Source organism: Janthinobacterium sp. 1_2014MBL_MicDiv (assembly GCF_001865675.1).
GTDB lineage: Bacteria > Pseudomonadota > Gammaproteobacteria > Burkholderiales > Burkholderiaceae_D > Janthinobacterium.
In genome coordinates, this window is record NZ_CP011319.1 from 1,469,426 (window position 1) to 1,494,628 (window position 25,203).

The 25,203-nt window shown below is 63.4% G+C and carries 22 protein-coding genes; 21 read left to right on the forward strand and 1 reads right to left on the reverse strand.

The annotated features are described in order from the left end of the window. Window positions 1-29: 29 nt before the first annotated feature. The 17 genes from YQ44_RS06445 to YQ44_RS06530 all read left to right on the forward strand — a co-directional run bounded on the left by YQ44_RS06445 (window position 30) and on the right by YQ44_RS06530 (window position 20,713). Window positions 30-419 (forward strand): PspC domain-containing protein, encoded by a 390-nt coding sequence (locus tag YQ44_RS06445; RefSeq protein WP_071322684.1) that lies wholly within the window; start codon window positions 30-32, stop codon window positions 417-419. Continuing rightward, on the forward strand, window positions 409-1,839 hold the full coding sequence (gene lpdA / locus YQ44_RS06450) for a dihydrolipoyl dehydrogenase (RefSeq protein WP_071322685.1): 1,431 nt from the start codon (window positions 409-411) through the stop codon (window positions 1,837-1,839). Before YQ44_RS06445 ends, lpdA begins: the two co-directional genes overlap by 11 nt. Window positions 1,840-1,931: 92 nt before the next feature. Further along, the gene (zapE, locus tag YQ44_RS06455; RefSeq protein WP_071322686.1) at window positions 1,932-3,029 is read left to right on the forward strand and encodes a cell division protein ZapE; all 1,098 of its coding nucleotides are present in this window, start codon (window positions 1,932-1,934) and stop codon (window positions 3,027-3,029) included. A gap of 16 nt (window positions 3,030-3,045) precedes the next feature. Beyond that, window positions 3,046-3,756 (forward strand): hypothetical protein, encoded by a 711-nt coding sequence (locus YQ44_RS28710; RefSeq protein ID WP_071326293.1) that lies wholly within the window; start codon window positions 3,046-3,048, stop codon window positions 3,754-3,756. A 145-nt stretch (window positions 3,757-3,901) separates the two neighbouring features. Further along, window positions 3,902-4,102, forward strand: coding sequence for a YdcH family protein (locus YQ44_RS06465; protein ID WP_071322687.1), 201 nt, complete (start codon window positions 3,902-3,904; stop codon window positions 4,100-4,102). Window positions 4,103-4,139: 37 nt separating this feature from the next. Then, entirely contained in the window at window positions 4,140-6,194 is a 2,055-nt protein-coding gene (locus YQ44_RS06470) for an ATP-dependent DNA helicase (protein ID WP_083411675.1), read from the forward strand. 281 nt (window positions 6,195-6,475) lie between these two features. Then, complete coding sequence (locus YQ44_RS06475; RefSeq protein WP_071322688.1) at window positions 6,476-7,081, forward strand: toll/interleukin-1 receptor domain-containing protein; 606 nt, start codon at window positions 6,476-6,478, stop codon at window positions 7,079-7,081. Window positions 7,082-7,102: 21 nt separating this feature from the next. Beyond that, window positions 7,103-9,571 (forward strand): tetratricopeptide repeat protein, encoded by a 2,469-nt coding sequence (locus YQ44_RS06480; protein ID WP_198043880.1) that lies wholly within the window; start codon window positions 7,103-7,105, stop codon window positions 9,569-9,571. A 94-nt stretch (window positions 9,572-9,665) separates the two neighbouring features. Beyond that, window positions 9,666-10,403 carry a 5'/3'-nucleotidase SurE gene (gene surE / locus YQ44_RS06485; RefSeq protein ID WP_071322689.1) on the forward strand — a complete coding sequence of 246 codons (738 nt, stop codon included), beginning with the start codon at window positions 9,666-9,668 and terminating at the stop codon, window positions 10,401-10,403. A gap of 9 nt (window positions 10,404-10,412) precedes the next feature. Beyond that, window positions 10,413-11,303 (forward strand): protein-L-isoaspartate(D-aspartate) O-methyltransferase, encoded by an 891-nt coding sequence (locus YQ44_RS06490; RefSeq protein WP_071322690.1) that lies wholly within the window; start codon window positions 10,413-10,415, stop codon window positions 11,301-11,303. Window positions 11,304-11,345: 42 nt separating this feature from the next. Then, window positions 11,346-12,266 carry a peptidoglycan DD-metalloendopeptidase family protein gene (locus tag YQ44_RS06495; protein ID WP_083411676.1) on the forward strand — a complete coding sequence of 307 codons (921 nt, stop codon included), beginning with the start codon at window positions 11,346-11,348 and terminating at the stop codon, window positions 12,264-12,266. Window positions 12,267-12,274: 8 nt separating this feature from the next. Then, the gene (rpoS, locus tag YQ44_RS06500; RefSeq protein ID WP_071322691.1) at window positions 12,275-13,309 is read left to right on the forward strand and encodes an RNA polymerase sigma factor RpoS; all 1,035 of its coding nucleotides are present in this window, start codon (window positions 12,275-12,277) and stop codon (window positions 13,307-13,309) included. A 240-nt stretch (window positions 13,310-13,549) separates the two neighbouring features. After that, window positions 13,550-14,893 carry a 23S rRNA (uracil(1939)-C(5))-methyltransferase RlmD gene (rlmD, locus tag YQ44_RS06505; RefSeq protein ID WP_071322692.1) on the forward strand — a complete coding sequence of 448 codons (1,344 nt, stop codon included), beginning with the start codon at window positions 13,550-13,552 and terminating at the stop codon, window positions 14,891-14,893. Window positions 14,894-15,303: 410 nt separating this feature from the next. Further along, on the forward strand, window positions 15,304-17,256 hold the full coding sequence (locus tag YQ44_RS28075) for a glycosyl hydrolase family 18 protein (protein ID WP_232251065.1): 1,953 nt from the start codon (window positions 15,304-15,306) through the stop codon (window positions 17,254-17,256). Between the two features lie 82 nt (window positions 17,257-17,338). Continuing rightward, window positions 17,339-18,385 (forward strand): cupin-like domain-containing protein, encoded by a 1,047-nt coding sequence (locus tag YQ44_RS06520; protein WP_083411677.1) that lies wholly within the window; start codon window positions 17,339-17,341, stop codon window positions 18,383-18,385. Between the two features lie 296 nt (window positions 18,386-18,681). Then, on the forward strand, window positions 18,682-19,839 hold the full coding sequence (gene cfa, locus YQ44_RS06525; RefSeq protein WP_071322694.1) for a cyclopropane fatty acyl phospholipid synthase: 1,158 nt from the start codon (window positions 18,682-18,684) through the stop codon (window positions 19,837-19,839). Window positions 19,840-19,867: 28 nt separating this feature from the next. Next, window positions 19,868-20,713, forward strand: coding sequence for a LysR family transcriptional regulator (locus YQ44_RS06530; protein ID WP_071322695.1), 846 nt, complete (start codon window positions 19,868-19,870; stop codon window positions 20,711-20,713). A gap of 63 nt (window positions 20,714-20,776) precedes the next feature. Here the strand turns inward: YQ44_RS06530 and YQ44_RS06535 are convergent, their stop codons facing one another. Next, a complete protein-coding gene (locus YQ44_RS06535; protein WP_071322696.1) occupies window positions 20,777-21,463 on the reverse strand; it encodes a Bax inhibitor-1/YccA family protein in 687 nt (228 codons plus the stop codon). Window positions 21,464-21,684: 221 nt separating this feature from the next. Here YQ44_RS06535 and ndk point away from each other — a divergent pair, with 221 nt between their 5' ends. From ndk to YQ44_RS06555, 4 genes are all read left to right on the forward strand, one after another. Next, window positions 21,685-22,101 carry a nucleoside-diphosphate kinase gene (gene ndk / locus YQ44_RS06540; protein ID WP_070223377.1) on the forward strand — a complete coding sequence of 139 codons (417 nt, stop codon included), beginning with the start codon at window positions 21,685-21,687 and terminating at the stop codon, window positions 22,099-22,101. Window positions 22,102-22,227: 126 nt separating this feature from the next. Continuing rightward, on the forward strand, window positions 22,228-23,403 hold the full coding sequence (rlmN, locus tag YQ44_RS06545) for a 23S rRNA (adenine(2503)-C(2))-methyltransferase RlmN (RefSeq protein WP_071326298.1): 1,176 nt from the start codon (window positions 22,228-22,230) through the stop codon (window positions 23,401-23,403). An 11-nt stretch (window positions 23,404-23,414) separates the two neighbouring features. Continuing rightward, the gene (pilW, locus tag YQ44_RS06550) at window positions 23,415-24,203 is read left to right on the forward strand and encodes a type IV pilus biogenesis/stability protein PilW (protein WP_071326299.1); all 789 of its coding nucleotides are present in this window, start codon (window positions 23,415-23,417) and stop codon (window positions 24,201-24,203) included. A gap of 82 nt (window positions 24,204-24,285) precedes the next feature. Further along, a complete protein-coding gene (locus YQ44_RS06555; RefSeq protein WP_232251066.1) occupies window positions 24,286-25,197 on the forward strand; it encodes a RodZ domain-containing protein in 912 nt (303 codons plus the stop codon). Window positions 25,198-25,203 lie beyond the last annotated feature (6 nt).

The window sequence follows — 25,203 nt, forward strand, 5'->3', positions numbered from 1 at the left end:
CTGGCTGATCTCAATGAAAGAGGATTCCTATGAACGTCTCTGAAGAAATCAAGCGTCTGCACGAGTTGCACCTGGCGGGCGCCCTGAGCGACGCGGAATTCGCGCAAGCGAAAGCCAAGCTCCTGAGCAATATCAACCTGGACAAGCCGGACAGCACGTCCGGCGCCGGCGCCGGTCCGGCTGCCGGCCCGGCGAACGACCTGGTGCAGGAATTCAACCGCCTGCGCCGTTCGCGCAACGACCGCTGGCTCGGCGGCGTGTGCGGTGGCCTGGGACGCGCTTCCGGCATGGAAGCGTGGATCTGGCGCCTCGTCTTCGTCCTGTTTACATTGACCTTCGGCTTCGGCGTGGTGATTTACCTTCTATTGTGGATTTTCGTACCAGACGAAGAGATTGGAATAACAAAACATGAGTACTAAACAATTTGACGTAGTTGTCATCGGTGCGGGCCCTGGCGGCTACATCGCCGCCATCCGCGCAGCGCAGCTGGGCTTTTCCGTCGCTTGCGTCGACGAGTGGTCGAACGCCAAGGGCGGCGCCGCTCCTGGCGGCACCTGCACCAACGTCGGCTGCATCCCGTCGAAAGCGCTGCTGCAATCGTCCGAGCATTTCGAACACGCGGGCCACAGCTTCGCAGAGCACGGCATCGACGTCGCCGGCCTGAAGCTGAACCTGGGCCAGATGCTCAAGCGTAAAGATACCGTCGTCAAGCAAAACAACGACGGCATCCTGTACCTGTTCAAGAAGAACAAGATCGCCTTCTTCCACGGCCGCGCCGCTTTCGCCGCTGCCGCCGCTGGCACGTATGACATCAGCGTCACCGGTGAAGCCAACGAAACCCTGAACGCCAAGCACGTGGTCATCGCCACGGGTTCGAACGCGCGCGAACTGCCGGGTGCACCATTCGACGAGAAACTGATCCTGTCGAACACGGGCGCACTGGCCATCGACGCCGTTCCAGCCAAGCTGGGCGTCATCGGCGCCGGCGTGATCGGCCTGGAAATGGGCAGCGTCTGGCGCCGCCTGGGTTCCGACGTCACCGTGCTGGAAGGCCTGCCGGTCTTCCTCGGCGCCGTCGACGAGCAGATCGCCAAGGAAGCGTCGAAGCTGTTCACCAAGCAAGGCTTGAAGATCAACCTCGGTTGCAAGATCGGTGCGATCACGCCAGGCAAGAAAGACGTCACCGTGGAATTCGTGGACGCCAAGGGCGAAGCGCAAAAAGCCGTGTTCGACAAACTGATCATCTCGATCGGCCGTACGCCGAACACGAATGGCCTGGGTGCCGACAAGGTCGGCCTGCAGCTGGACGAGCGCGGCTTCATCGCCGTCGACGGCGACTGCAAGACCAACCTGCCGAACGTATGGGCAGTGGGCGACGTCGTGCGCGGCCCGATGCTGGCGCACAAGGCGGAAGAAGAAGGCGTTGCCGTGGCCGAGCGTATCGCCGGCCAGCATGGCCACACCAACTTCAACACGATTCCGTGGGTGATCTACACCTCGCCGGAAATCGCGTGGGTCGGCAAGACCGAGCAAACCCTGAAGGCCGAAGGTATCGCCTACAAGGCGGGCACCTTCCCGTTCATGGCCAATGGCCGTGCGCGCGCACTGGGCGACACTTCGGGCATGGTGAAATTCCTGGCCGATGCGACCACCGATGAAATCCTCGGTGTGCACATCGTCGGCCCGATGGCCTCCGAACTGATTTCCGAAGCCGTCGTGGCGATGGAATTCAAGGCCTCGGCCGAAGACATCGCACGCATCTGCCACGCCCACCCATCCCTGTCGGAAGCGACCAAGGAAGCGGCATTGGCAGTAGACAAGCGTACGCTGAATTTCTAAACGCTAGAGTACCTCGCAGCGGGCCGGCAAAGCAGTTTCTGCCTTGCCGGCCCGTTTGCGCTATGTCCAGAATCCCAGTTGAATCGAATCCCATGAACGTTGAAGAGTTTTACCAGCACGCGTTGCAGAAGCGCGATTTCAAGGCCGATGCCGCCCAGCGGCGCGCGGTCGACCGCCTGCAACTGTGCTACGACGAGTGGGTGGCCTACAAGGGCCAGCGCTCGAGCACCTTCAAGCGCCTGATCAACCGTCCCGCCGTGCCGAAAGGCGTGTACATGTGGGGCGGGGTAGGGCGCGGCAAGTCGTTCCTGATGGACAGTTTTTATTCCGTCGTACCCCTGGTGCGCAAGACGCGCTTGCACTTCCACGAATTCATGCGCGGCGTGCACCAGCAGCTCGATGAATTGAAGGGCGTGGCCGATCCGCTCGACGAGGTCGCCAAGCGCATCGCCAAGAAATACCGTTTGATCTGCTTCGATGAATTCCACGTCTCGGACATCGCCGATGCGATGATCCTGTACAACCTGCTGTCGGCCCTGTTCGACAATGGCGTGTCCTTCATCATGACGTCGAACTACGATCCGGACCTGCTGTACCCGGACGGCCTGCACCGCGACCGCATGCTGCCGACCATCGCGCTGCTGAAGGAAAAACTCGACGTCATGAACGTCGACGCCGGCGTCGATTACCGCGGCCGCGCGCTGGAACAGGTGGAAAGCTACTACACGCCCCTCGGCGCGGCCACCGACAAGGCCCTGCGCGACGCCTACACGCGCATCGCCGAGACGGCCGACGAAGATGCGCGCATCCGCATCGAAAGCCGCGAAATCCACTGCCTGCGCCGCGCCGGCGGCATCATCTGGTTCGATTTCGCCACCCTGTGCGGCGGCCCCCGTTCGCAAAATGATTACCTGGAAATCGCCAGCCGCTTCCATACAGTGATATTGTCCGGGATACCGGCCATGTCGGCGGCGCAGTCGTCCGAGGCGCGCCGCTTCACGTGGCTGATCGACGTGTTCTATGACCAGAAGGTCAAGCTGATCATGTCGGCCGAAGTGGCGCCCGACCAGCTGTACACGAATGGCATGCTGGCCAACGAGTTTCACCGTACCGTATCGCGCATCGTCGAGATGCAATCGCGCGAATACATGGAAAAAGAACAGCGCGGCGCGGCCGACGCGATCGTTTGAGGCAGGAAAAATGAACATGATGGCAAATACACTCTACAAGCTGGCAACGGGCATGGGCCTGGCCCTGGTCTTGTCCGCCTGCGCGCACCAGGGCGGCACCGCATTGGATGAAGTCGGTGCGCCGCAAGTGCCGGCCACCTTGTCCGTCGACGAAGCCGATGCCAAGCTGAAGCTGGCGGCCAGCGAACGCGAGGCGGCTGAAAATGAATTCGCCGCGCGCGAGCAGGAATGCTACAACAAGTTCTTCGTGAACAGCTGCCTCGACAAGGCGAAGGAAAAGCGCCGCCTGATCCTCGTGCGCCTGCGCGCCGTCGAGGCCGAAGCGAATCACTTCAAGCGCGCCGAGTCCGTGCGCCTGCGCGATATCGACCTGGCCAAGACCCAGGAAGATGCGCGCCTCGATGCCGAGCAGCGCGCCGCCGCCGTGCCCAAGCCCGTGAAAGTGGTCGCGCCCGAGCCGGCGCCGCCCAAGCCGCAAGGCAAGAGCGTGGCCGAGCGCGAAGCCGAACATGCGGCCAAGCTGCAGAAACTGGCCGCCGAGGAAGCCGCCGAGGCGCCGCGCCGTGCCGCCCGCGAAGCGCAATTTGCGAAAAAACAGGCGGAAGCCGTGGCGCGCCAGAAGAGAGTGGCGCAGCGCCTGGCCGAGCGCCAGGCCGAGGCGGACGCCAAGGCGGCCAAGGCGGCCGCTGCCAGCACGCCGGCCACCGCCGTTCCGCCCGCCAAGTAAGTCCGCCTGGCAGGGGCATGCCGGAAATGGCGTGCCCTAAGCCGCGCGGCAGGTTAAACTACGCACTTGCCGGCGATCCCGGCACGGATGGCTGTCTGCGCATGCTGCGCGCGCCTGTTGAACAACACTGCCTGGAACGCAACACATGAGCGATGCACAGCATATAGAGCGGCGCCTGATTGAACTCGACGTGGAACACCGTGACCTCGATACCGTCATCGAGTTGCTGATACTCGATGGCCATCATGACGAACTGCAATTGCGCCGCTTGAAAAAGCGCAAGTTGCAGTTGAAAGATCACATCACCTTGCTGAAAATGCAATTGGTGCCCGACGTTCCGGCCTGACCGGCGCCAGTAGCGTCCAGCCTTCATTAAGTATATTTTGACCGATCACAATTTATTGCCTGCAAGCCAAGACGGCCAGCCCGCTGATCTGCCAGCAAATCTGCCAGCCGAATCCCAGGCAGCGCCTGGCAAGCACGATGCCGACATCGAGCGCCTGTTCGGCGCCGGCGGCCCGCTGGGTCCGGCCGTGGGCAGCTACAAGCCGCGTCGTTCGCAAACGGAGATGGCCAAGGCCATCGCCCACGCCATCGACAGCCAGACCACGCTGATCGCCGAGGCGGGCACGGGCACGGGCAAGACCTTTGCTTACCTGGTGCCGGCCCTGATGTGGGGCGGCAAGACCATCGTTTCCACGGGCACCAAGAACTTGCAGGATCAATTGTTCCTGCGCGATATCCCGACCGTGCGCGCCGCGCTGCAGGCACCCGTCTCCGTGGCCCTGCTGAAGGGCCGCTCGAACTACGTCTGCCATTACCATCTGGAACGCACCTTGCAAAATGGCCGCATGACGTCGCGCGACGACGTGGGGCATTTGCGCGAAATCTCGCGTTTCATCAAGATGACGAGCTCCGGCGACAAGGCGGAACTGGCCAAGGTGCCGGAAAACGCCATGATCTGGAACCTGGTGACGTCCACGCGCGACACCTGCATGGGCGCCGAGTGCCAGTATTACCAGGATTGCTTCGTCATGAAGGCCCGCAAGGAAGCCCAGCAGGCCGACGTGGTGGTGGTCAACCACCACCTGTTCTTTGCCGACGTGGCCCTGAAGGACACGGGCGTGGCGGAATTGCTGCCCTCGGCCAATACCATCATCTTCGATGAGGCGCACCAGTTGCCCGACACGGCAACCCTGTTCTTTGGCAATACGGTGTCGACTTCGCAAATCCTGGAACTGTGCCGCGACGTGCTGGCCGAAGGCCTCGCCCATGCGCGCGGCATCGACTGGGCCAAGACGGTCACGGTGGTGGAAAAGGCTGCGCGCGACCTGCGCCTGACCTTCCCGCAGGATATCGTGCGCCTGTCCCTGCCGCAGATCGCCCCGTCGAGCGATTTCTTCCCCGCGCTCGACACCCTCAAGGATGAACTGGACGGCATGGTAGCCGTGCTGGAAACCCAGGCGGAACGGGCGGAAACGCTGGAGCAATGCCGCGTGCGCGGCGTGGAACTGGCGCAGCAGCTGAGCGGCTGGAAGTTCGACCCGAAGGCCAAGGTCGCGGCCGGCGAAGAAGCCGTGTTCTGGGTGGAAGCGTTTTCCAGCTCCCTGCAATTGCACAAGACGCCGCTGTCGATCGCGCCGATCTTCAACAACCAGCGCGAAGGCACGCCGCGCAGCTGGATCTTCACGTCGGCCACCCTGGCCGTGAAAAACGATTTCAAGCATTTCTCGGAACAGATGGGCTTGACGGGCGAACCGTCGCATACCTGGCCGAGTCCCTTCGACTATGGCCAGCAGGGCTTGCTGTTCGTGCCGCAAAACCTGCCGCAGCCGAACTCGCTGGGCTACACGGACGCCGTCATCGACTGCGCCTTGCCCATCATCGAGGCGGCGGGCGGGCGCACTTTCTTCCTGTGCACCACCTTGCGCGCCGTGAAGCGGGCGGCCGAGCGCCTGGCCGACGAGTTCAAGCAGCGCGGCTTGAACTTCCCTCTGTTCGTGCAGGGCGACCGGGGCCGCACGGAATTGCTGGACCAGTTCCGCGCCGCCGGCAATGGCGTGCTGATCGGCAGCCAGAGCTTCTGGGAAGGCGTCGACGTGCGCGGCGACGCGCTGTCGCTGGTGATCATCGACAAGCTGCCATTCGCGCCGCCCGACGATCCCGTGCTGGCCGCGCGCATCGAAGTGATGGAAAAGCAGGGCAAGAACGGTTTCATGCACCACTCGCTGCCGGAAGCCATCATCAACCTGAAGCAGGGCGCGGGCCGCTTGATCCGCGACGAGGGCGACCGTGGCGTGCTGATGATCTGCGATCCGCGCCTCATTTCCAAGCCGTATGGCAAGCGCATCTGGCAAAGCCTGCCGCCGTTCAAGCGCACGCGCGACACGGCCGAAGTGGTCGAGTTCTTCCGCAACCTGCCGGCCCGGGCCGGGTAGCGTTTTCCGCCGGCGCCCGCGCGCCGGCACGGTTGCTTTTCTAATTTCTCCTTTGCAATCAAATGCCTGGCGTATTACACGCGGCGCCGGCCTGCGCGCCGGCCATGCCAGAAAACGGCGTGATCGTGCCATGTTCTGGCATTGTGTCGAATGTCCAGGACGCCAGACACATCTTTGCGCCAGCGCAAACAGGCCGTTACCCAGCGGATTAGAGTGAGCTCATGCCTTGCAGGATCAAGGCGCGGCGACGGCATCGCCGCACGGGGAACAGGGGGGATGCCATGGATATCCGCTACGGCTGTTTCTTGAGTTATGCGCACGGCCAATATGCGTTCATGAACAAGTTCAAGAATGACCTCATCGAGGCACTGGCCTGCTACCTGGAGCCGCACCTCGATCGCGAGGAAGTCCTGTTCATCGACAGCGAACAACTGGGCGGCGGCGACGATATCGACCTGCGCGTGGCGCGCGCCATGTGCCAGAGCGTGTGCATGATCGTGCTGTACACGCCGAAATACGAGGCGCATGGCTATACGCGGCGCGAGTTTGCCGCCATGCAACTGATCGAACAGGAGCGCCGCGCCTGGTACGAGCTGCCCAGCCATTTGATCATTCCCATCATCATGACGCGCCATCCGGACGGCCTGCCGCCGCAGATCACGGAGTCGGGCCTGTACGTCGATTTTTCCGGCTATACCCTGGCCAGCGGCGACCTGAAGTCGAATCCGCAATACCTGCCCGACATCGAACGCATCGTGCAGCGCATTGCCACGCACTACCACTTGCTCAAGCGTTCGACGCCGCCGGGCCACGATTGCAGCCGCTTCGTGTTGCCCGCCATCCCGCCGGAATGGCGTGCCGTTCCGCCTCCGCACTTTCCACGTTAATCCACGTCAAAAGGTCCTGTCATGGAATGCCAACGCCTGTCCCTACCGCCTTTGAACGCCCCTGGCGAAGTCGTCACCTTCTATTCCTACAAGGGCGGTACCGGCCGCACCATGGCGCTGTCGAATATCGCCGTGCTGCTGGCGCGGCGCGAAAACGCCAGCGTGCCGGTGCTGATGCTGGACTGGGACATGGAGGCGCCGGGACTGCACCATTACTTCGAGCAGCACGAGGAGCGCCCCGGCGTGCTCGAATTTTTCGAGGCTTGCCGCCAGCAGCTTGAACGCTATAGCCTGGAAGGCGCGGGCGGGCAGGGCGCGGGGCGCGAGGATGCGGCGCTGGCGCAGCGCGTGCTCGACGCCATCGACTGGCAGCAGTACGTGGTGCGCGTCGACCAGGGCAGTCCGCTGTACCTGATGCGCGCGGGCCGCTTCGACGCCAGCTATGGCGAGCGCCTGGCGCAGATGCGCTGGGACCAGCTGTTCGACAGCTGCCCGGCGCTGTTCCGCTGCTTCGCCGACACGCTGGCGCGGCATTTCCGCTATGTGCTGGTCGACTCGCGCACGGGGCGCACGGACAGCGCCGGCATCTGCACCACCTTGCTGCCGAAAAAGCTGGTGGTGGTCTTCACGCCGAACCGGCAAAGCCTGGAAGGCGTCGATGCGCTCGTCACGCGCGCCATCGAGTACCGCCGCAGTCATGAAGACGAACAGCGGCCGCTGCTCGTGTATCCCTTGCCGTCGCGCATAGAAATGGGCGATGGCGCCCAGCGCGCCGAGTGGCGCCGCGGCGATGCGCACAAGGGCATCGCCGGTTTCCAGCCCATGTTCGAGCGCCTGCTGCGCGCCTCGTACGGCTTGCCGCACATCGCCCTCGACAGTTATTTCGACGAAGTCCAGCTGCAGCAGACGAAAACCTTCGCGTATGGCGAGCAGCTGGCCGTGCGCATCGATCAGGGCGGCGACCGCTTTTCGCTGACGCGCACCTTCGAGGCTTTCCTGCACTGGCTGACGGGCGGCTACTTTCCCTGGCAATCGAGCCGCGAAATCGCCTTGCTGGCGGCCATCGGCGAAGCGCGCCAGGCCCTGCAGCTGGAACCGGGGCGCGCCGTGGCCCTGCCGCTGGCGCGCGACCTGGCCCGTTTGGGCGAGCTGTACCGCAAGGACGGGCGCAGCACGCAGGCGCTCGACGCCTTCCGGCAAAGCGTCGAGATCCGCGTGCGCCTGCTGGGCGAGGAGCATCCGGACAGCCTTGCCGGCAAGAGCGGCATGGCGCGCCTGCTGCGCCAGCTGGGCAAGCTCGACGAGGCGCGCTTCCTCGAGGAGGACGTGGCCGACGTGCGCGAGCGGCTGCTGGGCGCCGAACATCCCGATACCCTGGCCGCCAGGGCATGCCTGGCGCAAACCCTGGTGCAGCAGGGCGAGCTGGCGGCGGGCCTGCGGCTGCAGGATGCGGTGCTGGCCACGTATGCGCGCATGCTGGGCGGCGAGCATCCGATGACCCTGGGGGCGATGGACAACCGCGCCGCCACCTTGCTGCACATGGGGCGGCTGGCGCAGGCGCAGCAAGTGCTGGCCAAGGTGGTGGCGGCGCGCGAGCGCCTGTTCGGCGCCGAGCATGGCGACACCTTGCGCAGCAAGCTGGCCCTGGCGCAGGCGCTGGGGCGCGACGGCGACCTGGAAGGCGCGCGGCGCCTGCTCGATGTCGTCCTGCAAGCCCAGGAGCGGCGCCTCGGCGGCGACCATGCGGCGACCCTGGTCACGCGCGATTTGCTGGCCGATATCGTGGCGAGGCAGGGTGACTGGGCCGGCGCGCGCCAGCTGCATGAAGACCAGGTGGCGGCGCGCGAGCGCACGCGCGGCCTCGACCATCCGGAAACCCTGATGAGTCAGCGCAAGCTGGCCGAGGCGCTGTTGCGGCGTGGCGAGCTCGATGCGGCGCGCAGCGTGCAGGAGCAGGTGCTGGAAGTGCATGCGCGCCTGTTGGGCGAAGACCACCTCGATACCTTGCACAGCAAGAAGCAGCTGGCCGGCACCCTGCAGCAGCAGGGCGAAAGCGAGGCGGCGCGCCTGCTGGAGGATGCCGTGCTCAGCGGTAGCGATCGCCTGCTGAACGCGCCCGCCAGCGGCGGCAAGGCGCAGCCGCACGCGGAGAGCGTGCTGGACGGCGCGCGCCATCTGCAGGAAACCATCCTGGCGGGCCGCGCCGGCGGGCACGAGGCAGCGGAGCCGGAAACCCTGGCCAGCATGATCGGCATGCTGCAAGGCATGATCGAGCGCGAACAGTATCTGCAGGCGGGCGAACTGGCCGAGCACCTGAAGGCGTGCCTGCTGCGTCCCGGCGTGCCAGGCAAGCTGCGCAAGCGCGGCATGGCGCAGCTGAAACGCATGTACAAATTGCAAGGCGATCTCGATGGCTTGCTGGCCTTGCAGGAAGACGAAGTGCAGGCGCTGGAAGGAGCGTTGTCGGAAGCGCGCATCGAGCCGCGCTGAGCATGTGCCCCGCAGCGGTGCGGCGGCATAAAAAATGCGGCCGATCGTCGTGCGGTACGCGCAGTGTTGGCATTGCTTCAGGTAAAATCTCGTTATGAGAATTCTTATCAGTAACGACGACGGCTACCTGGCGCCGGGCCTGGCGGCACTGGCCGATGCTCTGGCGCCCATCGCCGAGATCGTGGTGGTGGCGCCGGACAGCAACCGTTCGGGCGCCTCCAATTCGCTGTCGCTGGACCGGCCGCTGTCCGTGCACAAGGCCGCCAACGGCTTTTACTTTGTCAACGGCACGCCGACCGACTGCGTGCACGTGGCGCTGACGGGCATGCTGATCGAGCGTCCCGACCTGGTGGTGTCCGGTATCAACAATGGCCCCAATATGGGCGACGACACCCTGTATTCGGGCACCGTGGCGGCCGCCACGGAAGGCTATCTGTTCGGCATCCCGGCCATCGCCTTTTCGCAGTCCGAGTTTGGCTGGGCCAACCTGGACGCGGCCGCGCGCGTGGCGCGGGAAATCGTCGAGCGCCGTTTTGACGCCTTGCAGAAACCGTACCTGTTGAACGTGAATATCCCGGCCATTCCGTACGAGCAATTGCAAGGCGTGGTGGCCACGCGCCTGGGCAAGCGCCATTCGGCCGAGCCGGTCATCCGCGCGCTGGACCCGCGCGGCCGTGAAATTTTCTGGATCGGTCCGGCCGGCGCCACCAAGGAAGGCGGTCCCGGCACGGATTTTTACGCGATTCAGCAAGGACAAGTCTCGATCACGCCGCTGCAGATCGACCTCACGCATACCACCCAACTCGATGCACTGGCCCAAGGCCTGGCATGACCGCTGACTATGACCGATAAGCCGCGCACCTTCCCCCTTTCCCTCGATTCGCTGGCCGGCAAGCCCGCCAGGCAGGGCGGGGGACAGTCGCTGGCGCAGTCGAGGATCGCCACGCCGCAGACGGCCACGCAGAATGCGGCGCAAAGCGCGGCCAGGGGCGGCGCGCCGCACCACGGTGCCATGGCGCCCATCGCGCCGTCGCGCGCCCAGGCCATCGCCAATGAGCGGGCGCAGCCGGCGGTGGTGGCGCCGCCGCGGCAAAACCCGCTGGTGTCCGACGCCGTGCGGCGCGCCATGGTGGCCCGCGTGGCGAAGCAGGGCGTCAAGGACCAGGTGGTGCTCGACGCCATGCAGGCCGTGCCGCGCCATATGTTCATGGACGAGGCGCTGGCGTCGCAGGCGTATATCGACGCCTCGCTGCCGATCGGTCATCACCAGACCATTTCGCAGCCGTACATCGTCGCGCGCATGATCGAAGTGCTGCGCAATGGCGGCAGCCTGCAGCGCGTGCTGGAAATCGGCACCGGCTGCGGCTACCAGGCGACGGTGCTGTCGCTGGTGGCAAAAGAGGTGTATTCGATCGAGCGCATCCGGCCCCTGCACGAGCTGGCGAAGGCCAATTTGCGCCCGCTGCGCGTGTCGAATCTGCGCTTGCAGTACGGAGATGGTATGCTTGGCCTGCCGCAGGCGGCTCCCTTTGACGGGATCATCCTTGCCGCAGCCGGCCTGGAAGTCCCGCAAGCCCTGTTGGAACAGCTAACGCTCGGTGGGCGTCTGGTTGCGCCAGTCGGTGCTAAATTGCAACATTTACAACTCATTACCCGGGTGGGGAAAATGGAATGGACCAGCCAAACCCTGGAAGATTGCCATTTCGTGCCTTTGCGCCCGGGCACCATATGATCCCCGGATCAGCTAGCAAGCAGGACATACACATACATGCGAATGATTAAGAAAAGTAAGATACTTCTATGCAGCATCACCCTGGCCGCCCTGTTGAGCGGTTGCGGCACGACGGGCGTCCAGGCGCCGGTGGTGGAGCGCCAACCCTCGTCCACCAGTGCGGCGGCAAACGATGCCCGCGATCGCGATCCTGCGTTTTACACGGTCAAGCGCGGCGACACGCTGTTGCGCATCGCCCTTGAGCATGGACAGAATTACCGCGACCTGGTGGTGTGGAATGACTTGAGCAATCCGAACGACATCAAGGTCGATCAGGTGCTGCGCGTGCTGCCGCCAAATGGCGACACGGGCGGCGCGCAAACGTCGGCCATCATCATGCCGCCGGTGACGGAAGTCAAACCGGCCGCGCCCGTGGTGCCGAAGAAAACGGGACCGCGCGGCGAGAAGCGCGCGTATTCCGACGCCACCCTGGCCGAGTTGCGCGCCGATGGCGGCGCCACCGATGCCAAGCCGGCAGCGGCGCCTGCGCCCGTCGCGGCCGCCGCCGCACCGGCCGCCGCGGCTGCCGCTCCTGCGGCATCGGCGCCTGGCGACGACAAGATCAGCTGGATGTGGCCATCCGAAGGCAAGGTCATCGGCACTTTTGACGAAGGCAAGAACAAGGGCGTCGATATCGCCGGCAAGGCGGGCCAGCAGGTAGTGGCCGCCGGCTCCGGAAAAGTCATGTATGCCGGGAGCGGAATCCGTGGTTATGGTAATCTTGTCATCGTGAAGCACAGTAATAGCCTGTTGTCGGCTTATGCGCATAACCGCAGCATCCTGGTGAAGGAAGGGCAGAGCGTCAACAAAGGCCAGGCCATCGCTGAAATGGGCGATTCCGACGCCGACCGCGTGAAGCTGCACTTTGAGATCCGCCAGCAAGGCAAGCCTGTCGATCCTTCGAAATTCCTGCCTAACCGTTAGGTAAAGCAATGACACACGCGCCGCACGACCAGCTGGACGATGACCCGGAACCGCCGGAAGACGCGGCGGACGAAGTCGTGACGGACGATGCCGGCGATCTCGACGACGGCATCGACGCCGTCGAGGCGGGCGAGGGGGCAGAGGCGGCCAGCGTCAGTGTGCTGGTGGAAAGTGTCGATGAATTGAAGAAAGTGCTGGCGGCAGAACTGTCGACCGATACCACGCAACACTATCTGAACCAGATCGGCACGCGGCCCCTGCTGACGGCGGTACAGGAAGTGCATTACGCCACCCTTGCCAAGCAGGGCAATTTCGAAGCCCGGCAAACCATGATCGAGCACAACCTGCGCCTGGTCGTGTCGATCGCCAAGCATTACATCAACCGCGGCGTGGTCTTGCTCGACATGATCGAGGAGGGCAACATCGGCCTGATGCGGGCCATCGACAAGTTCGAGCCCGAGCGCGGTTTCCGCTTTTCCACCTACGCCACCTGGTGGATACGCCAGAGCATCGAGCGCGCCATCATGAACCAGGCGCGCACGGTGCGCCTGCCCGTGCACATGGTGCGCGAACTGAACCAGATCCTGCGCGGCAAATACCACCTGGAAGCCCAGCACCACGACGGCAAGGATGCCACCGCGGAAGACATCGCCCACCTGGTGGGGCGTCCCGTGGAAGAGGTGCAGGATATCCTGGCCCTGTCCGAGCACGCCACCTCGCTCGACGCGCCGCTCGACAACGACCCGCAATCGTCGCTGATGGACATGCTGCCCGGCGCCAGCGAAGACAGCCCCGACGCGCGCGCCGAACACCATGAAATGACGGTGCTGGTGCGCGACTGGCTGACCAAGCTGCCGGACAAGCAGCGCGTGGTGATCATGCGCCGTTTCGGCCTCGACAACGACGATCCCGCCACCCTGGAAACCCTGGCCGAGGAAATGGGTGTGACGCGCGAACGGGTGCGGCAAATCCAGCAGGAAGCCTTGATCAAGCTCAAGCGGGCGATGGCGGCACGCGGCGTCGTGCGTGACTCCCTGCTGTAGCAAGTCTGATAAAACGCGCATGGCGGCGTTGCATGGCCTCGCCGTGCTGGCCTGCTGTCTTCGGCCACGCGCCTTGCCCTGCGCATTTTCTCGGGCTTGCTACCCGGTGCGGGCTTGAGCGGCTTTTGCTGGTCGCGATCTGCTATCATACGCCCCGCTCGCGGCGCCTGACCTTTCCCCCATTGTTTGCAAGTTCCAGCGCGGCCCTGCGTCCTGGCCCACTCTTACCTATTGATCGCTATGCAAGAAAATATCATCGAAATCAAATCGCTCGACATGGACGCCCGCGGCGTCGGCCATATTGAGAACGAAGACGGCTCGCCGGGCAAGGTCGTGTTTGTCGAGGGCGCGCTGCCGGGCGAGCGCGTCAGCTTTGTGACGTTCAAGAAAAAGAAGAACTGGGAAATGGCCCGCATGACGGCGCTGCACCGCGAATCGTCGATGCGCGTGACGCCCAAGTGCAAGCATTTCGACAACTGCGGCGGCTGCTCGATGCAGCACCTGGAACCGTCGGCGCAAGTGGCGATCAAACAGCGTGTGCTGGAAGATAATCTGTGGCATATCGGCAAGGTGCGTCCGCAAAGCGTGATGCGCCCCATGTATGGCCCGACGTGGGGCTACCGCTACCGCGCACGCCTGTCGGTGCGCCACGTCAAGAAGAAAGACGCCGTGCTGGTGGGCTTCCATGAAAAGAAATCGGCTTTCGTGGCCGACATGGATAGCTGTGAAATCTTGCCGCCGCACATCTCGGCCATGCTGCTGCCGCTGCGCGGGCTGATCGCTTCGCTGTCGATCTTCGACCAGATGCCGCAGATCGAGCTGGCCGTCGGCGAAGACGTGACGGCCATGGTGCTGCGCATCATGGCGCCGCTCACGGCGGACGACGAGACGAAATTGAAAGCGTTTGCCGACGAGTACGGCGTGCAATGGTGGTTGCAGGTGAAAGGTCCGGAAACGGCCGTGCCGTTCTATCCGCTGGACAAGCAACTGCATTACTTGCTGCCGGAATTCGGCGTCAAGATGCCGTTCAAGCCCGTCGACTTCACCCAGGTGAACCACCACATCAACCGCGTGCTGGTATCGAAAGCCCTGCGCCTGCTGGAAGTACAGCCGCAAGATCGCGTGGCCGACCTGTTCTGCGGCCTGGGCAATTTTACCTTGCCGCTGGCCACGCAGGGCAGCGCAGTGGTGGGCATCGAAGGCAGCACCACCTTGACGGAGCGGGCGCTGGAAAACGCCCTGGCCAACGGCCTGGCGGAGAAGACCTCGTTCTCGACGCGCAACCTGTTTGAAGTGACGACGGATGACCTGATCGCCTTGGGCAAGTTCGACCGCATGCTGATCGACCCGCCGCGCGATGGCGCCATGGCCCTGTGCCAGGCACTGGTCGGCCTGGCACAAGCGCGTCCCGACATGCTGCCGAAACGCATCGTCTATGTCTCGTGCAGCCCTTCGACCCTGGCGCGCGATGCCGGCATCCTGGCGCTGGAAGCCGGTTATGTGCTGAGCAAGGCGGGCGTTGTGAACATGTTCCCGCATACCTCGCATGTCGAGTCGATGGCCGTGTTTGATCTGGCTCAATAAATAACTAAAATGCGGCGGGTGGCCAGGCAGGCACCCGCCGTCGTGGTTTCCGGCGGCACCATCAATGGCGCAGCAAGCCACCGTAATACCACTTACACCGTGTTATAAAATTGGTCTGTTTTTTGCCAATCAAGCCTTTCCGTTCATCTTCCTTCTGTCATTTTTTCGTCCTCCAGTAGGACAACACGCCATCGGCATATGCTTTTGCCGTTTCTGGCCGAACTGGTATTGCACGGTTTGATGCCACTTCAAAACCACTTGACCGCCTATTTTTTCAGCAGCATGCTGTTCTTGCAACTGCAAAAAAACTAGAACACAGGGTAGCTCTTTATCGAAGCAGAGTGGTATTTCCGCAAACCTGAACAGGAGACAGCGTGGAAAATTTAATACTCAGAAAGACGATCAGAAACATGATGGTATGCCTGGCCAGCGGTGGTGTGCTGGCGGCATGCGGTGGCGGCGGCAGCGACGCCAGCGCGCCGGGCGGCTCGCAATTGCTGGCCGTCAGCACGGTTGCCTGCGTGCCGTGGCAAGAGGGCGGCACGTACAACGCCGGCACGGTGGTCACTTACCTGGGCGCCAACTATACGGCCCTGGTGACGCAGACCGACCACGTGGGCTCGGGTTGGAATCCCGTCTCCACGCCTAGCCTGTGGAGCGCGGGCGGCACTTGCGACGGCGGCACCACGCCGACCCCGACCCCGACCCCGACCCCGACGCCAACGCCGACACCCACCCCGACGCCAACACCGCCGCCTACCCCGACACCAACGCCGACGCCCACACCGACACCGACCGGTGGCACGTGCGCATTGGCCTGGGCCGCCGGCACGGCATACAGCGCGGGCGCCACCGTCAGCTACGCCGGCACCAATTACCGCGCCAACTACTGGACGCAGGGCGACAACCCGTCGACCAGCAGCGGCGCCGCCGGCACGGGCAAGCCATGGACCAGCCAGGAGATCTGCAGCACCACGCCGACTCCTACCCCGACGCCGACACCGACACCGACACCGACACCGACGCCGACGCCGACACCGACGCCGACGCCGACGCCGACGCCGACACCGACGCCAACGCCAACGCCAACGCCAACCGGCCGCGAAGTGGGTTCGTATTTCGCGCAATGGGGCGTGTATGGCCGCGACTATGAGGTGGCGAACGTGCATACGAGCGGCGTGGCCGATAAGTTGACCTTCATCAACTACGCCTTCGGCAATATCTATCCGAAAAATGGCGGCTACGAGTGCGCCATGATCACCAAGACGGAGCCGGGCGCGACGAATCCGAATTCGCCGGACGCGGGCACGGGCGGCGATGCCGAGGCCGACTACATCCGCACGCCGAAGCGCACCGTCGATGGCCAGGCCATTCCCTGGGACGCTCCCCTGTCGGGCAACTTCCTGCAGCTGAAAAAGCTGAAGGCGGCGCACCCGAACCTGAAGCTGTTCATCTCGCTGGGCGGCTGGAGCTGGTCGAAGAACTTCTCCGTCGGTTCGGCCACCGATGCGCTGCGCAAGCAGATGGTGCGTTCCTGCATCGACATCTACATCAAGGGCAACCTGCCGGTGCAGGGTGGACGCGGCGGCGTGGCGGCGGCGGCCAACATCTTTGACGGCATCGACATCGATTGGGAATACCCGGTCGGCGGCGGCCAGCCGTACAACACGGTCAGCCCCAACGACAAGCGCAACTTCACCTTGCTGATGGCGGAATTCCGCAGCCAGCTCGATGCGCTCGGCGCAGCCAACGGCAAGCGTTACCTGCTGACGGCGGCCGTCGGTGCCGGCAAGGACAAGATCGATAACACGGAACCGGCCCTGTACTCGCAGTACATGGATTGGATCAACCTGATGACCTACGACTTCCACGGCGGCTGGGAAAACAGCACCAACTTCAACGCCCAGCTGTTTGCCGACCCTGCCGATCCGTCGACGGGCATGGCGCGCGAATACGTGGGCGACAAGGCGGTGCAGTACATGATTGCCGCCGGCGTGCCGCGCGACAAGCTGCTGCTCGGTATTCCGTTCTATGGCCGTGGCTGGACGGGCGTGGCGCCGGGACCGAATGGCGATGGCCTGTACCAGGCGGCCACGGGCATGGCGCCGGGCACGTACGAGTCGGGCATCGAAGACTATAAAGTCCTCGTCGCCAAGGCCGGTACGCGCTACTACCATCCCGTGACCAAGCAGCTGTACCTGTACACGGGTGCGGGCGGCCAGTGGTGGAGCTATGACGATCCGACCGTTATCGGCACCAAGGTCAAGTACGTCAAGGACCAGGGCTTGCGCGGCGCGTTCTCGTGGGAGCTCGATGGCGATGCGAATGGCGTGCTGGCGACGGAGGTGTGGAAGGTGCGTTAATGTTGAAATTGCTCTAGAGTAGGACGCGGCCGGGCGGCATTGCTGCCCGGCCGCTTATTCACATAAAAAACAGGAGACGGCGATGGCGGCGGTATCGACCTTGGGAGTAAAGCAGCTGGAGCAAAAGCAGGACCCGGAGCTGAGCCGCGAATGGCGCAGCTGGATCGCGGAAAACCTCATGCTGGGCAGCCATCCGTCGGCGCTGATGCCGGTGCTGCAGCAGGCCGGCATCGCCGAAGCGCTGGCGCGCCGCGAAGTGGAGCTGGCGCTGCAAAGCCCCTACCTGGCCGGCGCCGTGCGCCTGTCGAACCGGCTGGCCAAGCGCGACTGGGTGATCGACATCCAGCGCAAGCTGAACCACCTGCGTTCGCCCGAGATCCCGCGCCGCGACAAGCTGTCCGCGCAGCAATTTCTGGACGAGTACTATTCGATCAACCAGCCCGTGATCATCACCGGCATGATGGACGACTGGCCGGCCATGCGCAAATGGAGTCCGGCCTACTTCCGCGAGCATTTCGCACAGCGCGAGGTGGAGGTGCAGTTCGGTCGCGAAGCGGACGCGCAATATGAAATGAACAGCGTGGCGCACAAGCGCAAGATGGCCTTTGGCGAGTACGCCAGCCTGGTCGAGGGCAGCGGCGCGACCAACGATTTCTATATGACGGCGAACAACAATTCGCAAAACCGCCAGGCCCTGCGCGAGCTGTGGGACGATATCGGCCAGCTGCCGGAATACCTGCGCCAGGACGGCGGTCCCACGGGCTTCCTGTGGTTTGGCCCGGCCGGCACGGTGACGCCGTTCCACCACGACCTGACGAATAACTTCATGGCGCAGGTGGCGGGGCGCAAGCGGCTGCGCATCATGGCCGCCTGCGAGGTGGCGCGCGTGTACAACCAGCGCCACTGCTTCACGCCCGTGGACGGACGCGACATCGACGTGCGGCGCTATCCGCTGATGGCCGACGTGCAGGTGCGCGAATGCGTGCTGGCGCCGGGCGAAATCCTGTTCCTGCCCGTCGGCTGCTGGCATTTCGTCGAGGCGCTCGACGTCTCGATGACGGTGGCGTTTACCAATTTCAAGTGGGATAACGATTTCTATACGAAGTATCCGCCGAATCACGACTTTTGATCGCGGCGCCGCAGGGCGCGAACCTGCCGTGAACAGCCGCCGAACAGGCGGCTTTTTTCATGCTACAGAGCGCTTCGTACGCAGGATGTTTCCATGAAATAATTGATTCAAATCATTTTAAAGCAAATATTTTGATATGAATGGCCATGATGTTTCATTATCCAGATGGCCATGGCGGGCGGATAATTTTATGGCTGGTACGCCGCCGGGTAGTCGATGACATGCCGGCGCGCCGGCACCCGACAACCATCTGGAGGCGGCAGGGCATGAACACGCAGCACACGACACAAGCACGAATGCAGTTGCAACACACACCGGCAAGTGGCGCCGGACTCCAGCCCGACACGCGGCTGACCCGCGAGGCGGCCGACCTGCTGGCCCGCGCCGACATCCATCTGAATGGCCGCGCCGCCTGGGACATGCAGCTGCGCAAGCCTGGCGTGCCCGAACGGGCCTTTGCCAGCGGTAACCTGGGCCTGGGCGAAGCGTATATGGATGGCGACTGGGATGCGCAGCAGCTCGACGAATTCTTTTGCCACCTGCTGCGCGCCCGGGTGACCGACGACGTGCGCCCCATGCGCCTGGCCTTCCATGCCCTGTATGCGCGCCTGTTCAACCTGCAGACGGAACGGCGCGCGTGGATGGTGGGCAAGGAGCACTACGACCTGGGCAACGCCTTCTATGCGGCCATGCTCGATCCGCGCATGACCTATACGTGCGGCTACTGGAAGGATGCGGCCAACCTGGCTGAGGCGCAGGAGGCCAAGCTCGATCTGATCTGCCGCAAGCTGCGCCTTGAGCCGGGCATGCGCGTGCTCGATATCGGCTGCGGCTGGGGCAGTTTCATGCGCTATGCGGCGGAAAAATACCAGGTGCAGTGCGTGGGCGTGACGATTTCGCAGGAGCAGGCCGCGTATGCGCGCGCCATGCCCGGCGGCGACCGGCTGGACTTCCGCCTGCAGGATTACCGCGACACCAATGAAAAGTTCGACCGCATCGTCAGCATCGGCATGTTCGAGCACGTGGGGCATAAAAACCACCGCGTCTTCATGGAGGTGGCGCACCGCTGCCTGGAGGACGATGGCCTGTTCCTGCTGCACACGATTGGCAAGAACAAGCGCCATTCCACGTGCGATCCGTGGATCGACAAATACATCTTCCCGAATGGCGACCTGCCGTCGATCGGCCAGATCGGCGACGCCATGGATGACCTGTTCGTGGCCGAGGACTTGCACAACTTCGGTGCCGACTACGACAAGACCCTGATGGCCTGGCATGCGAATTTCGAGCAGGCGTGGCCGCAGTTTTCCGCCCAGCTGGGCGAGCGCTTCCATCGCATGTGGTCGTATTACCTGCTGTCCTGCGCCGGTGCCTTCCGCGCGCGCGACCTGCAGCTGTGGCAATGGGTGCTGGCTAAGCAGGGCGTGCTGGGTGGCTACGAGCGGGTCAGTTGATGCGGGCGTCTGCTGCTATCATGGCTTGATGGATATCAATCAAGCACGCACCTTCCTGGAAGTGGCGTCCAGCGGCAGTTTCATCATGGCCGCCGAGCGCATGCACGTGACGCAGACGGCCGTCAGCGCCCGCATCCGCACGCTGGAGCAGCAGCTGGGGCGCCAGCTCTTCGTGCGCAACAAGGCCGGCGCCCGCCTGACGCCGGCCGGCGAACGCTTCATGCGCCACGCGGCCACCATGGTGCAGGTGTGGGAGCGGGCGCGCCACCAGGTGGCCTTGCCGCCGGGGCGCGAAGACGCCGTCAGCATCGGCTGCGAGCTGAGCCTGTGGCAGCCGCTGCTGGGTGACTGGCTGATACGCATGAGCCGCGATTGTCCCGAGATCGCCCTGCGCGCGGAAGTCGACAGTCCCGCGCGCCTGCTCGACGCCGTGCACGACGGCTCGCTGGACCTGGCCGTGCTGTACAACCCGCCGCAGCGTCCGGGCCTCGTCAGCGAACTGCTGGCCGAGGAAAAGCTGGTGATGGTCACCACGCGCGCCGACGGGCAGATGCATGCCGATGCCTATGTGTATGTCGACTGGGGCCCGGCTTTTGCGGCGAACCACCAGGCGGCCTATCCGGAGCTGAGCAGCCCGCCCGTTTCCATTTCGCTGGGGCCGCTGGCGCTGGTCTACCTGCTGGACGTGGGCGGCGCCAGCTATTTCCGCATCGGCTCGGCCCAGCCTTACCTGGAAGCGGGCCTCTTGCACCGCGTGCGCGACGCGCCCGAATTCTCGCATTCGGCCTACGCCGTCTACGCGGCCCAGCGCGACAACCCGACCCTGGACCGCGCCCGCGCCTGCCTGCTCGATGTGGCCGAAAAGGCCAGATAGAGCCGGCAGACGTAAAAAAGCCGACCCGCGGGTCGGCTTTTTGTTCAAGCGCAAGGCCTGGTCTTAGTCGCGGCTGCCGCCAGCGAAACCCAGAAGGGAGAGCAGGCTGGTGAAGATGTTGTACACGTCCAGGTAGATGCGCAGGGTGGCCGAGATGTAGTTGGTCTCGCCGCCGTTGATGATTTGCTGCACGTCATACAGGATGTAGGCCGAGAAGATGGCGATGGCGACCATGGAGATCACGATCGACAGTGCCGACAGGCCCAGGAAAATGTTCGCCACCGATGCCAGGATCAGCACGATCACGCCGGCGAACAGCCATTTGCCCATGGCCGAGAAGTCGCGCTTCGAGACCGTGGCGATGGTGGCCATCACGGCCAGGATGGTGGCCGTGCCGCCGAACGCCGTCATGATCAGCATGCCGCCGTTCGAGTAGCCGAGCGTACGCGTCAGGATGGGCGTGAGCATCAGGCCCATGAAGAAGGTAAAGCCCAGCAGGACGGCGACGCCGAGGCCCGAGTTCTTGGTTTTTTCAATCGCGTACATGAAGCCGAATGCGACGAGCATGAAGATGATGAAGCCCATGCCGCCGGTCAGCATCGGCAAATGCATTTGCACGCCGATGAAGGCGCCCAGCACGGTCGGGATCATGGACAGTGCCAGCAGCCAGTAAGTGTTGCGCAAGACCTGATGGCGGACTTGCTGCATGCCCCCCGACAGGTCAAAGGTGCGTTGCATGTTCTGATTCATAGTGCCTCCGTGTTGTCAATTCAAATTACTGCTTTGCCCAAGGATAGCATGGACCCCGGTTTTTACAAAAAAACCAGCTTAAGATTTAATTAAACACAGGCAGGGCAGGAAGATGCCCCCTGCCTGTCTGGGTGATATGGGGTGGAGTATGGTAAAATCAAAGGTTGATTGAGTTATCAATTTATCGTTTTAAACCTTTCTTTTTATTGGAGTTTTCACACATGGCAATCGAACGCACCCTGTCGATCATCAAACCAGACGCAGTTGCAAAAAACGTAATCGGTCAAATCTACACCCGTTTTGAAAACGCTGGCTTGAAAATCGTTGCTGCGCGCATGACCCAACTGTCGCGCGAACAAGCTGAAGGCTTCTACGCAGCGCACAAAGAGCGCGGCTTCTTCAAAGACCTGGTGGACTTCATGGTTTCCGGTCCAGTCATGATCCAGGCTCTGGAAGGCGAAAACGCCGTTCTGGCCCACCGTGACCTGATGGGCGCGACCGATCCGAAGAAAGCAGAAAAAGGCACGATCCGCGCCGATTTCGCCGATTCGATCGACGCCAACGCCGTACACGGCTCCGACGCTGTCGAAGCTGCCAAAGTGGAAATCGCTTACTTCTTCCCAGAACTGAAGGCTTAATTGCCTTAGATAACGTTATTTCCTGGCGTTATCTGTGAAATAACTTATCACCCCCTGTTCCCGCTGCGCTGTGGTGCTTTTGGCTCCTGATGCGCGCGGGGACGGATTTTTAGAATAGACATGATCATGAATACGACGACCCTCACCAACTTGCTGGACCTCGATCCCGCGCAACTCATCGCCTACTGCGCCGAGTTGGGAGAGAAACCGTTTCGTGCGAAACAGTTGCAACGCTGGATACACCAGTTCGGCGCCTCCGACTTCGACGCCATGACGGACCTGGCCAAGTCGCTGCGCGACAAGCTGGCCACGCGCGCCGAAGTGCGCGCCCCGGCCATCATCAGCGATCACACGTCGACCGATGGCACGCGCAAGTGGCTGGTCGACGTGGGCAATGGCAATGCCGTGGAAACCGTGTTCATTCCGGAAGATAACCGCGGCACGCTGTGCATCTCGACCCAGGCCGGCTGCGCCGTCAACTGCCGCTTCTGCTCGACGGGCAAGCAAGGCTTCAACCGCAACCTGTCCGTGGGCGAAATCATCGGCCAGCTGTGGATGGCGGAATTCGAATTGCGCCGCACCAAGGGCATCGAACCCGGCCCGAAAGGCGAGCGCCAGATCACCAACGTGGTGATGATGGGCATGGGCGAGCCTCTGCTGAACTTTGAACCGACCGTCACGGCCCTGAAATTGATGCTCGACGACAACGCCTACGGCCTGTCGCGCCGCCGCGTGACCTTGTCGACCTCGGGCGTCGTGCCGATGATGGACAAGCTGTCGCAGGAAGTGCCGGTGGCCCTGGCCGTCTCGCTGCACGCCTCGAACGACACCTTGCGCGATGGTTTGATTCCACTGAACAAGAAATATCCGCTGAAGGAATTGATGGCGGCCTGCAAGCGCTACCTGGAATTTGCCCCACGCGATTTCATTACCTTCGAATACTGCATGCTGGACGGCGTCAATGACAGCGACGAGCACGCGCGCGAGCTGCTGGCGCTGGTGCAAGACCGCGAGTTCGGCGTGAACTGCAAGTTCAACCTGATTCCATTCAACCCGTTCCCCGAGTCGGGCCTGTTCCGCTCGAAAAACCCGCGCATCAAGGCGTTTGCCCAGGTGCTCATGGATGGCGGCATCATCACCACCGTGCGCAAGACGCGCGGCGACGACATCGATGCGGCCTGCGGCCAGCTGGCCGGCGAAGTCAAGGACCGCACGCGGGTGCAGGAACGCATGGAAAAAATGACTGAATATCAACAGAAGTTTGGCGCCAATTTCGGCAAGATCGTGGAAATCCGCTCCTGATGAGGGAAGGCATGGCTTACCAACGCTCGCTCGCTGTGGCCGCTGTCAGCCTGGCCGTGCTGCTGGTCGGCTGTGCTTCCACGACGTCCGGCGACGGTGGCCAGGATAAGCAGGCGAGTCTGCAGGAACGCGCCGCGCTGCGCCTGCAGCTGGCCAGCGCCTATTATGGCCGTGGCCAGCTCGACGTGGCCCTGGCGGAAGCGGCGCAAGCCGTGCAGCTGGCGCCCAGCGATGCGCAGGCGCATGGCATGCGCGCCCTGATCCTGGCGGCCAAGGGGCAGACTGCGCCTGCCGAGAAAGATTTCCTTTACGCTTTGCGCCTTGCGCCCCACAATCCTGAGTTGAGCAATAATTACGGTCTGTTCTTGTGCCAGACGGGACGCGCCGCGCAATCGCTGGCGTATTTCGACGCGGCATTGCAGGATGCGGCGTATGTGTCGCCGGAAAACGCGCTCAACAATGGGGGCGCCTGCAGCCTGGCCCTGCATGATTACCGGCGTGCCGGCGCGTACTTGTTGCGCGCGGTACGCATCGCACCGGACGTGGCAGTGACGAATGCCGGCCTGGTGCGCGTGTATTACCAACAGCAAGACTACCGGCAAGCGGCTCATTATCTTGAGCGGCTCGGTAAAATAGCGACAATGGAGAGCCAGACGGCCGATGTGCTGTGGCTCGGGATCAAGGTGCAGCATAAGCTCGGGGATGCGGGTGCGGAAGCTGGCCTGGGGGCGCATTTGCGCAACCACCATTCCGGCTCGTCCGAATATGCTGCTTATCAAAGTGGGGCGTTTGATGAGTGAGACAGGGATACCAATGAATTCAGAGTGGGCAGAAACGCCTCAGCAGCAGCCCCAGGGCAATCTGGCGTCGGCAGGCGCACAGTTGAAGGCACAGCGCGAAGCGCTGGGCTGGCCGGTGGAACAGGTGGCGGACCAGCTCAAGCTGGCGCCGCGCCAGGTGATCGCGCTGGAAGAGGGCGACATGGCGGCGTTGCCGAACCTGGCCGTGGTGCGCGGTTTCGTGCGCGCCTATGCCAAGGTGGTGCGCCTCGACGCGGCGCCGCTGGTGGCCATGATCGAAGTCCATCCGGCCCCCGCGCAAGACCCGGCGGCCCCCGTGCGGCGTGAAATTTCCGCCACGTTTTCGGAATCGCGCTTCCCGTCGATGACGCAGCGCTCGTCGAACCAGGGCACCCTTTGGATCGCCGGCGCCGTGGCTGTCGTCGTGGCCGCCGCCTTTGGCGCCTACAAGCTCGGCTATGTGCCGGCCAGCCTGCTGTCCTCGCACACGGAAAAAGAAGTCGTGCATGCGGAAGTGGGCCCCGTGGAAACCACCCTGATCAAGCCGGGCCAGGATTTGACACCCGTGCAGACGCCGTCCGTGCCGCTGATTTCCGTGCCGCCGCCGGCCGGCAACGATACGCAGACGGGCGCGCCCGCCGCGTCGGCCGCCGCATCGGCGCCAGCCGCGGCCGTGGTGCCGCCAGTTGCCGCGCCAGCCCCTGCGCCGGCGACGACGGCCGCCGTCGCGCCGCCAGTGGCGGCCGCCGCCGTGGGCGCGAATGCGCTGGTCTTAAAGGTGGAGCAAGATTCTTGGGTGGAAATTCGCCGTCCGGGCACTTCGCCGCTGATTTCGCGCATGGTCAAGGCGGGCAGCACGGAAACATTCGATATCACGGGTCCGGCCACCCTCGTGGTGGGCAAGCCAGGTGTCGTGCAGGCAACTTTGCGCGGCGCCAAGCTGGATTTGCCGACCGTGCCAGGTGGCACGATCTCGCGCGTAAGCATCAAGTAACGTTGA

What these genes read in the sequence shown, in the direction of transcription:
- YQ44_RS06495 (WP_083411676.1), top strand. Translation starts at nt 11,346, where the DNA reads ATGATTAAGAAAAGTAAGATACTTCTATGCAGCATCACCCTGGCCGCC.
- YQ44_RS06490 (WP_071322690.1), top strand. Translation starts at nt 10,413, where the DNA reads ATGACCGATAAGCCGCGCACCTTCCCCCTTTCCCTCGATTCGCTGGCC.
- YQ44_RS06475 (WP_071322688.1), top strand. Translation starts at nt 6,476, where the DNA reads ATGGATATCCGCTACGGCTGTTTCTTGAGTTATGCGCACGGCCAATAT.
- YQ44_RS06445 (WP_071322684.1), top strand. Translation starts at nt 30, where the DNA reads ATGAACGTCTCTGAAGAAATCAAGCGTCTGCACGAGTTGCACCTGGCG.
- YQ44_RS06465 (WP_071322687.1), top strand. Translation starts at nt 3,902, where the DNA reads ATGAGCGATGCACAGCATATAGAGCGGCGCCTGATTGAACTCGACGTG.
- YQ44_RS28075 (WP_232251065.1), top strand. Translation starts at nt 15,304, where the DNA reads ATGATGGTATGCCTGGCCAGCGGTGGTGTGCTGGCGGCATGCGGTGGC.
- pilW (WP_071326299.1), top strand. Translation starts at nt 23,415, where the DNA reads ATGGCTTACCAACGCTCGCTCGCTGTGGCCGCTGTCAGCCTGGCCGTG.
- YQ44_RS06530 (WP_071322695.1), top strand. Translation starts at nt 19,868, where the DNA reads ATGGATATCAATCAAGCACGCACCTTCCTGGAAGTGGCGTCCAGCGGC.
- YQ44_RS06535 (WP_071322696.1), bottom strand. Translation starts at nt 21,463, where the DNA reads ATGAATCAGAACATGCAACGCACCTTTGACCTGTCGGGGGGCATGCAG.
- YQ44_RS06480 (WP_198043880.1), top strand. Translation starts at nt 7,103, where the DNA reads ATGGAATGCCAACGCCTGTCCCTACCGCCTTTGAACGCCCCTGGCGAA.
- rlmN (WP_071326298.1), top strand. Translation starts at nt 22,228, where the DNA reads ATGAATACGACGACCCTCACCAACTTGCTGGACCTCGATCCCGCGCAA.
- YQ44_RS28710 (WP_071326293.1), top strand. Translation starts at nt 3,046, where the DNA reads ATGATGGCAAATACACTCTACAAGCTGGCAACGGGCATGGGCCTGGCC.
- lpdA (WP_071322685.1), top strand. Translation starts at nt 409, where the DNA reads ATGAGTACTAAACAATTTGACGTAGTTGTCATCGGTGCGGGCCCTGGC.
- zapE (WP_071322686.1), top strand. Translation starts at nt 1,932, where the DNA reads ATGAACGTTGAAGAGTTTTACCAGCACGCGTTGCAGAAGCGCGATTTC.
- cfa (WP_071322694.1), top strand. Translation starts at nt 18,682, where the DNA reads ATGCAGTTGCAACACACACCGGCAAGTGGCGCCGGACTCCAGCCCGAC.
- rlmD (WP_071322692.1), top strand. Translation starts at nt 13,550, where the DNA reads ATGCAAGAAAATATCATCGAAATCAAATCGCTCGACATGGACGCCCGC.
- ndk (WP_070223377.1), top strand. Translation starts at nt 21,685, where the DNA reads ATGGCAATCGAACGCACCCTGTCGATCATCAAACCAGACGCAGTTGCA.
- YQ44_RS06520 (WP_083411677.1), top strand. Translation starts at nt 17,339, where the DNA reads ATGGCGGCGGTATCGACCTTGGGAGTAAAGCAGCTGGAGCAAAAGCAG.
- surE (WP_071322689.1), top strand. Translation starts at nt 9,666, where the DNA reads ATGAGAATTCTTATCAGTAACGACGACGGCTACCTGGCGCCGGGCCTG.
- rpoS (WP_071322691.1), top strand. Translation starts at nt 12,275, where the DNA reads ATGACACACGCGCCGCACGACCAGCTGGACGATGACCCGGAACCGCCG.